This is a genomic window from Streptococcus mitis (assembly GCF_047460035.1).
In the GTDB taxonomy this organism is placed as follows: domain Bacteria; phylum Bacillota; class Bacilli; order Lactobacillales; family Streptococcaceae; genus Streptococcus; species Streptococcus mitis_DW.
This window is the reverse complement of sequence record NZ_JASHHB010000012.1, coordinates 41,308-47,538: the sequence shown is the minus strand read 5'-3', so window position 1 is coordinate 47,538 and position 6,231 is coordinate 41,308. Positions and strand designations below refer to the sequence as shown.

Annotated in this window: 7 protein-coding genes and 1 tRNA gene; 1 reads left to right on the top strand and 7 read right to left on the bottom strand. The window is 39.2% G+C overall.

What is annotated here, in order from left to right; translation table 11 throughout:
- Positions 1-166 precede the first annotated feature (166 nt).
- From QM956_RS09835 to pbp2a, 6 genes are all read right to left on the bottom strand, one after another.
- Positions 167-238 (bottom strand) — tRNA-Glu (locus tag QM956_RS09835).
- A gap of 89 nt (positions 239-327) precedes the next feature.
- Positions 328-807, bottom strand: a complete 480-nt coding sequence (locus tag QM956_RS09830; RefSeq protein WP_261020891.1) for a sigma-70 family RNA polymerase sigma factor — start codon at positions 805-807, stop codon at positions 328-330.
- 120 nt (positions 808-927) lie between these two features.
- The gene (gene nusG, locus QM956_RS09825) at positions 928-1,464 is read right to left on the bottom strand and encodes a transcription termination/antitermination protein NusG (RefSeq protein WP_000376740.1); all 537 of its coding nucleotides are present in this window, start codon (positions 1,462-1,464) and stop codon (positions 928-930) included.
- Positions 1,465-1,517: 53 nt separating this feature from the next.
- Positions 1,518-1,694 (bottom strand): preprotein translocase subunit SecE, encoded by a 177-nt coding sequence (gene secE, locus QM956_RS09820; protein WP_001210990.1) that lies wholly within the window; start codon positions 1,692-1,694, stop codon positions 1,518-1,520.
- 9 nt (positions 1,695-1,703) lie between these two features.
- The gene (gene rpmG, locus QM956_RS09815; RefSeq protein WP_001809375.1) at positions 1,704-1,856 is read right to left on the bottom strand and encodes a 50S ribosomal protein L33; all 153 of its coding nucleotides are present in this window, start codon (positions 1,854-1,856) and stop codon (positions 1,704-1,706) included.
- A 52-nt stretch (positions 1,857-1,908) separates the two neighbouring features.
- A complete protein-coding gene (pbp2a, locus tag QM956_RS09810; protein ID WP_125454981.1) occupies positions 1,909-4,104 on the bottom strand; it encodes a penicillin-binding protein PBP2A in 2,196 nt (731 codons plus the stop codon).
- Between the two features lie 86 nt (positions 4,105-4,190).
- Between pbp2a and QM956_RS09805 the strand changes: the two genes are divergently transcribed.
- On the top strand, positions 4,191-5,066 hold the full coding sequence (locus QM956_RS09805) for an RluA family pseudouridine synthase (RefSeq protein ID WP_125454980.1): 876 nt from the start codon (positions 4,191-4,193) through the stop codon (positions 5,064-5,066).
- A 68-nt stretch (positions 5,067-5,134) separates the two neighbouring features.
- Here QM956_RS09805 and gap read toward each other — a convergent pair whose 3' ends face one another.
- Positions 5,135-6,145, bottom strand: a complete 1,011-nt coding sequence (gene gap, locus QM956_RS09800; RefSeq protein WP_020903608.1) for a type I glyceraldehyde-3-phosphate dehydrogenase — start codon at positions 6,143-6,145, stop codon at positions 5,135-5,137.
- Between the last annotated feature and the right edge of the window lie 86 nt (positions 6,146-6,231).

Genomic DNA, 6,231 nt, shown 5'->3' with positions numbered 1-6,231 from the left:
AGTGCCCTGCACATTGGTTCGTCTTGTTCAGTTTTCAAAGGTCTTTGTCACTCGCTTCTCTCAAGCGACAACTATATTAGTATATCACAGGCGCTTTTGCTTGTCAACACTTTTTTGAAACTTTTTTAATCTTTTTTTCATCAAGTGTTCCATCCGCAACATACCATAGTCCGTACGGGATTCGAACCCGTGTTACCGCCGTGAAAAGGCGGTGTCTTAACCCCTTGACCAACGGACCAGAGTTATTTTCAACTCTTACTATTATACCGACTTTTCAAACTTTGTCAACACTTTTTTAAACTTTTTTCATTTTTTTTGCATAGCTTCTTACCGAGTACGGATATCAAACTCCTTAAACACAATACGTAAGTCTCTTAATACTCTTTGACGTCCTCGGAAGCGTTCATGTCTTAAGACGCGTTCTAACTCTTCTTGTTTGTCTTTACTTTGTTTGTTTCTATAATCTCTTAGTGTCTCATGAAAGAGATAATACTCATCTAGCCACAGACCTCCCTCACTGATACGATGACTAATCTCACCTACTTCTTCATAGGGTTCTTTATCATATCTTCGTTTTTGACTTTCTTGCTTACGGATATAGTCTAGAATTCGATTACGGAACTTAGTTTTGAAGTATTTACGTAAGCGTGGAATATCTTCTGCCAGCTCTTCTTCTCTACTGATCAATTCATGTAAGCAAATCATCCCCTCTTGGTCCCAATCAGATAACTCCCATAAATGGAGATGATATTCATTTCTACTCTTATACACAATTCCCTGGACTTCTTTATACAATTCTTTAAACATAACATCCCCCTTTCTAGATACAGTCTAACAGATTCAGAAACACTTTTGTCCCATTTCCTCCATTCTGTTCCCTACACCGTCTAAACTGCACAAAAAAGAGAGGACATACCTCTCTTTGGGTTATAATTCTGCAATTTGGTTTAGGTTTACTTCTGCAACTGTGTCATTACCAAACATAGAGATAATCATCTTCACTTTATTGTTATCAATCTCTGTAATCTTACCAGTATAGTCTGCAAAAGCACCATCAATGATACGTACAGTTTGACCAACTTCAACATCGATATCAAACTCTTGTACAGTTTGTCCCATAGAAACCAAGATATCACGGATTTCTTGTTCCAATAATGGAGTTGGTTTTGATCTATTTCCGTGAGATCCGACGAATCCTGTAACGTTTGGTGTGTTTCGAACAACAAACCAAGCTTCATCTGTCATCACCATTTCCACAAGAACATAACCTGGAAAGCGATTCTCTTCTACTTCTTTTCTCTTTCCATTTTTTTCAACTTGCACTGTTTGTGTTGGAATTTCAACACGTAAAATATTATCCAACATATTGTAGGTTTGTGCACGTTGTAATAGATTTTCTTTTACCTTATTTTCATAACCAGAATAAGTTTGTAAAACAAACCATCCTTTATCAAAACTATCCATGATACTTCCTTTCATAATAGAAGATTTCTAGCGTGAATAACTCCACAGGTCTTCTAAAAAATGTTAATAAATCGAATCAAACCTGAAACAATCAACTTGTCAAAAATATAAATAATCACAACAAAGAAAGCAGTGTATTCCATGATAGAACGAAAATCTCTCCAGCTTTCCTTGCGAGTTGGCCATGTTGTGTCTTTAAGAAGTCTAAAAATATCTCCAATAAAACGCATCGCTCTCTCCTATCTCGTTTCTCTGTGTGTAGTGTACTTACCACAATGTTTACAAAATTTATTTACTTCTAGTCGTGTTGGCTTGGGGTTTCCGCTGATCTTGATTGAATAGTTTCTCGAACCACAAACCGCACAAGCTAGGCTTGCTTTTTTTAATGCCATAACGCCTCCATCTTATCTATTATAACAAGAAAGCTAGGCTTTGACAAGCATCTTAACGAAATAGATTGACTACCGAATCCCATATCGTTTGAGCCTTTTCCTTAATTTTAGCATCCGAGATAGCACGGCTAGCCTCATCTACCAGATTTTGTGCACGACTTCTAATATCAGAAAGGCTATTATCCGCCTGATTTTCTTCATTACTCTGTACTTGATTTCTTGTATTGGCTGGTGCAATTCCATTTTGCTTATAAGCATTTTCAACTGTAAAGGTACTTCCTGGCGTATAAGGTAAAATGGTATTTGCAATGTTTCTAAAGACATGGGCTGCACCGTTTGAAGTAGATCCTGCTAGATAGTGGCTTTCATCAGTGGTAGGGAAACCAAGCCAGTGACTAATCACTACATCCGGAGTATAACCAATTACCCACTGGTCACTTGTGTATTCAGGATTGAAAACAGCTTCAGTTGTTCCAGTTTTTCCTGCCATGACATAATCTGCAGGAGATGAACTAATACCGGTACCGTTGGTGAATGTCCCCAACATCATACTGGTCATCTTATCAGCTACAGACTTATCAATCACCCGTTTTTGTGAATTTTTATGGCTCGCAATGACCTGACCACTAGCATTTTCAATTCTACTAATAAAATGAGCTTCCGGCATTAAACCTTCATTTGCAAAGGCAGCATATGCTTGAGCCATTTGCAGAGGGTTGGTTTCAACACCGCTTCCCAAGGCGACGCCAAGAACACGGTCGACCTTTTCCATGTTGAGTCCGAATTTTTCGCCTGCCTCAAAAGCCTTATCAACGCCCAAATCATTAACAGTGGCAACAGCAGGCAGATTAAGCGATTCTGCCAAGGCTTGATACATAGGAACTTCTCGACTCGTTTTGATCCCGGCATAGTTATCAACCTTATAGCTGTCATACTGCATAGTATGGTTATCCAACTGCTTATTCAAAGCCCAGCCAGCTTCAACTGCAGGCGTATAAACAACTAAAGGCTTAATTGTAGAACCAGGGCTACGTTTTGATTGAGTTGCATAGTTGAAATTCCGGAATCCAGTTTTATCATTGCCAGCAACCTGACCGACAACTCCACGAACTCCACCTGTTTTCGGTTCGAGAGCCACACTTCCTGATTGAGCAAATGTTCCATCCTCTGCCCTCGGAAATAGCGATGTATTTTCATAGACAACCTGCATATTTGCTTGATAGTTTTGGTCCAGCTCTGTATAAATGCGGTAGCCATTATTGACAATTTCTTCCTCTGTTAGATTATACTTGGAAACAGCTTCATTAACCACCGCATCAAAGTAAGAAGGATAGCGATAATCTGAGATTTTTCCTTCATACTTATCGTGCAATTGCGAAGTCATATCAACTTCTGCAGCTTCGGTTTCTTGGTTTTTATCAATGTAACCCGCTGCAAGCATATTCTGCAAAACAGTATCGCGACGATTGGTAGAATCTTCTACAGAATTCAAAGGATTATACAGTTCCGGCCCCTTTAGCATTCCTGCCAGAGTCGCAGCTTGATCCAAACTCACTTCTGACGCAGAAACTCCAAAATATTTCTTACTCGCATCTTCTACACCCCACACACCATTTCCAAAATAAGCGTTGTTAAGGTACATGGTTAGAATTTGATCCTTACTATATTTTTTTGTTAATTCTAAGGCAAGGAAAAATTCTTTCGCTTTTCTCTCAACAGTTTGATCCTGCGACAGATAGGCATTTTTAGCCAGCTGTTGGGTAATAGTAGAACCACCACCTGAACGACCAGCAGTGATAATCGCCAAGAAGAAACGACCATAGTTAATCCCGTCATTTTTATAAAAAGAACGGTCTTCTGTCGCAATAACGGCATTCTGCAAATTTTTACTGATATCAGTCAATTCAACATATGTTCCTTTTTGACCGGACAAGGCACCAGCCTCCTTTTCTTCACGGTCAAAAATGAGAGTTCGAGTTTTCAAGGCATTTTGTAAATCATTGACATTGGTTGATTTGGCAACAGCAAACAAATAGGTTCCAACTAGCAAGCTTGCACTCAAACCTAGTATAAGGACAATCTTTGTTAGATGATAGCGACGCCAGAATTTTCGAATTGGACCCACTTGGGCTAATTTTTTTCGATCACTACGAGAGCGACGTAAGCTAGTAGAATCAGAATCCTCTGATTCACTTGTTTCTTTTTTAAAAAGAGAAAGAAATTTCTCGAATAATTTATCTAATTTCATGCGTTTATTTTATCATCTTCATCATAGGAAGACAAGAATTTAGCTATTTCCTATCCAAATAGGGCTTTTTTTGTTACAATATCTGTATGCAATTCACATTTACATTACCAGACTCTCTACCTCAAATGACGGTTAAGCAATTACTAGAGGATCAACTCCTCATCCCTAGAAAAATCCGTCATTTTTTGAGAATCAAGAAACACATTTTGATTAATCAGCGAGAAGTTCATTGGAACGAGATTGTAAGTCCTGGAGATGTTTGCCAGTTAACGTTTGACAAGGAAGATTATCCCGAAAAAGAAATCCCTTGGGGCAATCCTGACCTCGTTCAAGAGGTTTATCAAGATAAACACTTGATTATTGTCAACAAACCAGAGAGGATGAAAACGCATGGTAATCATCCAAACGAAATTGCTCTTCTTAACCATGTCAGTGCCTACGTTGGCCAGACCTGTTATGTCGTTCATCGTCTGGACATGGAAACCAGTGGCTTAGTTCTCTTTGCCAAAAATCCTTTTATCCTACCTATCCTCAATCGCTTACTTGAGAAAAAAGAGATTTCTAGGGAATATTGGGCACAGGTCGACGGACATATCAACAGCAAAGAACTTGTTTTCAAAGACAAAATCGGACGTGATCGCCATGATCGCAGAAAACGAGTAGTTGATACAAAAAATGGCCAATATGCCGAAACGCATATAAGCAGATTAAAGCAATTTCCAAACAAAACTTCCTTGGTTCGTTGCAAGCTAAAGACAGGGCGAACCCATCAGATTCGTGTCCACCTTTCGCATCATAATCTTCCTATCCTGGGTGACCCTCTCTATAATAGGAAATCAAAAATAAGTCGGCTTATGCTCCACGCCTTTCGACTGTCCTTTACCCATCCTCTTACTCTAGAGAAATTAAGCTTCAATGCACTTTCAGATACTTTCGAAAGAGAATTAAAAAAGAATGGATGATTCCGTCATCCATTTTTAAATATTTAAAAAGCAAGACCAAGAGGCCTTGCTTTTTATCGACTCAAGAATTATTTAGCAATTTTTGCGAAGTATTCAAGAGTACGAACAAGTTGTGCAGTGTATGACATTTCGTTGTCGTACCATGATACAACTTTAACCAATTGTTTACCGTCAACGTCAAGAACTTTAGTTTGAGTTGCGTCAAACAATGAACCGTAAGACATACCTACGATATCTGAAGATACGATTGGATCTTCTGTGTAACCGTATGATTCATTTGAAGCTGCTTTCATAGCTGCGTTCACTTCATCAACAGTAACGTTCTTTTCAAGAACTGCTACCAATTCAGTTACAGAACCTGTTGGAACAGGAACACGTTGAGCAGCTCCGTCCAATTTACCGTTCAATTCAGGGATAACCAAACCGATTGCTTTAGCAGCACCAGTTGAGTTAGGAACGATGTTAGCTGCAGCAGCACGAGCACGGCGAAGGTCACCTTTACGGTGTGGTCCATCAAGAAGCATTTGGTCACCAGTGTAACCGTGGATAGTAGTCATCAATCCTTCTACAACACCAAAGTTATCATGAAGAGCTTTAGCCATTGGAGCCAAACAGTTTGTAGTACATGAAGCACCTGAGATAACTGTTTCAGTACCATCAAGAACGTCATGGTTAGTGTTAAATACAACTGTTTTAACATCTGATCCACCAGGAGCAGTGATAACAACTTTCTTAGCACCACCAGCGTGCAAGTGTTTTTCAGCAGCTGCTTTAGTAGCAAAGAAACCAGTTGCTTCAAGAACGATGTCTACACCGTCGTTAGCCCAGTCGATTTGTTCTGGATCACGTTCAGCAGAAACTTTAACGAATTTACCGTTAACTTCGAATCCACCTTCTTTAACTTCAACAGTACCGTCGAAACGACCTTGAGTTGTGTCGTATTTCAACAAGTGTGCAAGCATAACTGGATCTGTAAGGTCGTTGATACGAGTAACTTCAACACCTTCTACGTTTTGGATACGACGGAAAGCAAGACGACCGATACGTCCGAAACCGTTAATACCAACTTTAACTACCATTAGTGATTTCCTCCTTATGAAAATCATGAAATTTTTATTGTGAAAAGAGTAACTTGAATCACTACAAATCACCTTTCAACAAACCT

Coding starts and splice junctions, on each gene's coding strand:
- QM956_RS09830 (WP_261020891.1), bottom strand. CDS start 807: ATGTTTAAAGAATTGTATAAAGAAGTCCAGGGAATTGTGTATAAGAGT.
- nusG (WP_000376740.1), bottom strand. CDS start 1,464: ATGGATAGTTTTGATAAAGGATGGTTTGTTTTACAAACTTATTCTGGT.
- secE (WP_001210990.1), bottom strand. CDS start 1,694: ATGCGTTTTATTGGAGATATTTTTAGACTTCTTAAAGACACAACATGG.
- rpmG (WP_001809375.1), bottom strand. CDS start 1,856: ATGGCATTAAAAAAAGCAAGCCTAGCTTGTGCGGTTTGTGGTTCGAGA.
- pbp2a (WP_125454981.1), bottom strand. CDS start 4,104: ATGAAATTAGATAAATTATTCGAGAAATTTCTTTCTCTTTTTAAAAAA.
- QM956_RS09805 (WP_125454980.1), top strand. CDS start 4,191: ATGCAATTCACATTTACATTACCAGACTCTCTACCTCAAATGACGGTT.
- gap (WP_020903608.1), bottom strand. CDS start 6,145: ATGGTAGTTAAAGTTGGTATTAACGGTTTCGGACGTATCGGTCGTCTT.